The organism is Cupriavidus sp. L7L, from assembly GCF_004353535.1.
Classification (GTDB): Bacteria; Pseudomonadota; Gammaproteobacteria; order Burkholderiales; family Burkholderiaceae; genus Cupriavidus; species Cupriavidus oxalaticus_A.
The window spans coordinates 1-4424 of the sequence record NZ_SMNY01000071.1 but is presented as its reverse complement, the minus strand read 5'-3'; the positions used below and the strand labels follow the sequence as shown (position 1 = coordinate 4424).

Genomic DNA, 4424 nt, shown 5'->3' with positions numbered 1-4424 from the left:
GACAAGCTCTCCGAACGCTCTGCTTCCTTTGTCGCCATTGCCGCCGCCTGCATCTGGCTTGTCTAATGTCAAATGTCAACACACCCTAGGCTCCTGGAACTTTTCCGTGGCCATATTGGGCGGAGGTGTGCAAAAACGGGCGGAAAGGATCAGTCGAGAACGGTTGATTTCTCGGTACTTTGTGGTGGAATACGGAACCGAACCCGCGTCCGTAATCAGAACTAGATAGGAACGCCTTGGCTTTGAGGGCGTGGATTCGATGATTTGGCCGACCGGGGCCAGATGCCACCCACCCTCGCCCGTCCTCGCACTCCCCTGTGGGCCAGAGCCTGCTGGCTCACTCGATGAGCCTCTCCCCTAGAAAATTCTTCGCAAATCAGCTACCTGTCGTTGCTGTCTTGAAAATTTTGCACTATTCTGTCGCCGTTTGCCCTAAATTGGCCATCACCATGTCTAAAAGTACCAGCGAGGGCGAGATCCTAACCATCAAGCAGGTCGCCGACTACCTGAAGGTCACTGAGCGGACGATCTACCGGTTGGCGGCCGCCAAGCAGATCCCTGCCTTCAAAGTGGGTGGGAGCTGGCGGTTCTCGCGTGCAGACATCGATAGCTGGATCAAGCAGCAGTCGATGGAGGGACTCGAAACCGGCCGTGAACAAGATGGCGACGCCACTGGCCAACCGAACAATGGGGAGCGAAAGTAATGCTTGGACTGACTCTACGAGAAGAGTTTCGGGGCAAACGCCTCAAAGGGACAGCCATTGAGCTCTCCAACGACACGAACACCGGCGCGACTCAGATTGCAGCCCAGGAGTTCTTGGAGATCACGTATCCGACCCACGATCTGCTGAAAGGCATCGAGGCGGTTGGCCCGAACCAAGGGCGTCCGGTGGTCGTGATCGGCGAGCGGGGCCTCGGTAAGTCTCACTTGATGGCCGCGCTGTACCATGCAGTGAACGATGCGACCTCGACAAGTGCGTGGCTGAACTCGTGGGCCACCACCTTGGGTGATCCGCAGATCGGCAAGATTGGGCTGCGCAGCGGAATGACGGTCATCGGCGAGAGCCTTCACCGGCAGCGCTACAAGTTTCTATGGGACTTGCTGTTCGAGCGTCATCCCCACGGCACCTACATCAAGGGCAAGTGGGAGGGTATGGGCGCGGCCAAAACCGACATCCCGTCCGACAAGCTGATCCTCGAACTGTTGCAGCACACCCCGACGATGCTGCTGCTGGACGAATTCCAGACCTGGTACGACGGCCTGACCAACACCAAGCAGTACCCCTGGAAGAACTGGGCGTTCAACTTCATCCAGATCCTGTCCGAGATCGCCAAGGAGCATCCGGAATTGCTGGTGCTTGTCATCTCGGTTCGCAACGGTGGCAGCGACGCCTATCAGCAAGTGCATCGCGTCAATCCGGTCGCTATCGACTTCATGGCGGGCGGCAATCCCGAGCGGGTACAGCAGGATCGCCGCCGGATGCTGCTGCATCGCTTGTTCACCAACCGCCTGCAGATCACCAAGCCTCAGATCGCTTCGCTCATTGAACCTCACGTGACCGAGAGCCTGCGGTTGATGGAGGTGCCTACCGCTGAGCATGAGCGCAAGCGCAAGGAATTCTTGGTCTCTTGGCCGTTTGCCCCACATCTGCTGCGCCTGCTTGAAGAACAGGTACTGATTGCGACCGACGCGCAGGAAACGCGCGACATGATTCGCATCCTGGCCAATCTCTACAAGAGTCGTGGTGAGGCGGCCCCGGTGCTCACGGCTGCGGACTTCCGTCTTGATGACGATGCCTCGGGTATCGGCGCACTGCTTGACTCCGTCTCCAACGAGCACCACCGCACCCTGCGCGCGAAGGCCCAGCAGAACATCATTTCGGTCACCGAAGCGGTATCGGATCACGCGGACGTTGCCCCGCACCTTCAGGAGATTGTGGGCGCTTTGTGGCTGCGATCCATTGCTGTCGGTAACTTGGCTGGTGCCGAACCGGCAACGCTGCAGGTCGACATCACGCGCAACAAGGCCGTCGACGACAATGCGTTCCAGGTCGAGCTGGCGACCATCGTCGAGAACAGTTTCAACATCCACCAGGACGGCCCTCGGCTGGTCTTCAAAGAAGAAGAGAACCCTCGCGCCAAGCTGATGGCTTGTGCTCGCAACGACAAGCTGTTCACCGACGGTTCCGACCAAGCCCAGCTTGCCAAGCAGGTTCGCTACGTGATCGGCGGCTCCGACGAGGTCGCCAAGACCTTCCGTGTGATCGCGCTGCCGAAAGCTTGGCAGACCGATCCCTGGTCAACGCTGGATGAAGCCGAGCAACCGGAGCGTTGGGACGACCGCCTGCCCATCCTGGTGCTGCCGGAGGAACCAGACAACATCGACCAGCGCCTTGGCCGCTGGATCAAAGATTACCTGCAGAAGCGCCGTAACACCATCCGTTTCCTGCTGCCGAGATCCGGCTCCGCAAATGCATTCCAGGATCGCGACCTGCTGATCCTCGCGCGTGCCGAGATGAAGGCGCAGGAATGGAGCGGGCAGAACCCTGAGTACAAGAAGCTACATACCGAATACCAGGGTGCGCTGCGCGACATTCTAAAAAAGCGCTTCGACCGTTTCGCGGTGCTGCATCGGTGGAATTTCGCCGATCCGAACCAGTGCATGTTCAGCGTCGAGAGCCTAAAGAAACAAGGTGCGCAGATCCCCGAATGCATCGAGGAAGCGCTGACCAACGACCTGTTCGTGCCGGAGGACTTTGAAGACCTCGTGCTCGAGGCTGCCGCCGATAACTCCGCGGTTGGCAAGCTGCTGCGCGAACTGCAAGAGCCTCGCCCTGCTGGTCAGGACTGCATCCCTTGGCTTGGCGAAACCGCAATGAAGGAACGCATCCTGCGCCTGTGCGCGCGGGGCAAGATCGCCATCAACCTGCGCGGCCTTGAGTACCTGCAGACCCAGCCCGGTGAGGATGAGGACTCAGCCTGGAAACGTCTGCGTCCAAAGCTGTCCTATACCGGCCGCCAGCTCGATGAAGTGTTCCTGATGGAACCGTCAGCGGTGCCAACCACGGGTGGCACGACGCCCCCTGCGCCTCAGCCGCCGACTGGCGGCGAAGGCGGCGCCCTGTTCGGTGGTGGCACAACGCCACCGCCGCCACCCACGGGAGGTGAAACAACACCGGGAGGCGGCACGCCACCGGCGGGTGGCGGGATCTTCGGCGGTGTTTCCAGCACTGGCGGCAAGCCTCGCATCCCCCTGAGCAACCCCGCAACCTCCCCCTTGAATCTGATCGGCAAACTCGAAGGCTGGGGCATTGGCCCTGCCACCCCAGTCGCCGAAGTCTCGATCAAAGTGTCGGCTGCAACCGGGGCGCAACTCAAGGAAATGCTCAAGAAGCTGCCCGACGGCATGACCTTCGAGCTCAGCCTTGAGAAGGAGGACACCTGATGGCACTCGACGCCGGGGTATTGAACAGGCTGACCAAAGGCTCTGCCGAGGACGCGTGGCGCGTCATTATCAGCAACGCCGTCGAGATTGCGTCCAAGCCGCTGACTGAAGGCAACGCGCCCAGCGAGGTCATCAAGCGCGACCGCGAAATCGGCACTCTTGACCATTTCCTGTCCTCCACCGGCTGGGACTTGTGGCAAGCTTTTGGCGACTCCGTCGAGCGAACCTCGGATCGACTGGCTCGCTGGTGGACCGAGCCCTACAGCGCCAAGGCGGTGCTGATACTGGATGGCCTCTCCCTGCGTGAACTGCCTTGGCTGCTGCAAGGTGCCAAGGAACGCGGCTTCACACTGCATGAGGTGTCCGCCAACGCATCCGAACTGCCCGGTGAAACCAATCAGTTCGCGCAAGCGTTGGGCTTCGGCAGCCGCAGTCAGCTTCAGAACAATGGCGGCGGTCTTGCCCACAAGCTTCAACCGGCGCACACCGAGTGTGTCGATATGCCGTGGAAGGACTGCGAGGGCCTGATCAACGGCACGCCGAACTGGGTGTTTTGGCACCACTGGCCCGACAGCAAGGTTCACGACGGATCAGGCGCAGGCCAGGGCCTCGACACGCTGACCCGGGATGCCGCCGATCAACTCAGCAGCAATGACTTCTGGGCTTTCGTCGAGCGCTTGGCGACCGGGCGACGGCTGGTCATCACATCCGATCACGGCTACGCCGCCACAGGCTACTTCCCTGACGCGGATGGCGAGGTCGGCCAGTTCCTCAAGAAAACCTTCGCCAGTGGGCGCAGCGCCAAGGGCACCGGTGAGACCGGCCCCTTCGTGCCACCCGTGGCACTCCAGATCAACAGCCCGCACGGCGCTCACCTCCTGGCCGTCGGCCGCTGGAAGTGGAAGAGCCAAGGCGGCTACCCGACGTTGACGCACGGCGGCCTCTCATTGCTCGAGGTGCGCCAGGCCGCGCCCACTTT

Annotated in this window: 3 protein-coding genes; all 3 read left to right on the top strand. The window is 60.9% G+C overall.

Annotated features, from left to right (window positions below):
- Positions 1-344 precede the first annotated feature (344 nt).
- Positions 345-704, top strand: a complete 360-nt coding sequence (locus E1J61_RS35415) for a helix-turn-helix domain-containing protein (RefSeq protein ID WP_371705005.1) — start codon at positions 345-347, stop codon at positions 702-704.
- Complete coding sequence (locus E1J61_RS35410) at positions 704-3445, top strand: DUF499 domain-containing protein (RefSeq protein ID WP_133098465.1); 2742 nt, start codon at positions 704-706, stop codon at positions 3443-3445. The genes E1J61_RS35415 and E1J61_RS35410 overlap by 1 nt, the downstream gene beginning before the upstream one ends.
- Positions 3445-4424, top strand: a 980-nt coding sequence (locus E1J61_RS35405) for a hypothetical protein (RefSeq protein ID WP_133098464.1), incomplete at its 3' end; no start/stop codon positions are given. The genes E1J61_RS35410 and E1J61_RS35405, both read left to right, overlap by 1 nt.

Coding starts and splice junctions, on each gene's coding strand:
- E1J61_RS35415 (WP_371705005.1), top strand. CDS start 345: ATGAGCCTCTCCCCTAGAAAATTCTTCGCAAATCAGCTACCTGTCGTT.
- E1J61_RS35410 (WP_133098465.1), top strand. CDS start 704: ATGCTTGGACTGACTCTACGAGAAGAGTTTCGGGGCAAACGCCTCAAA.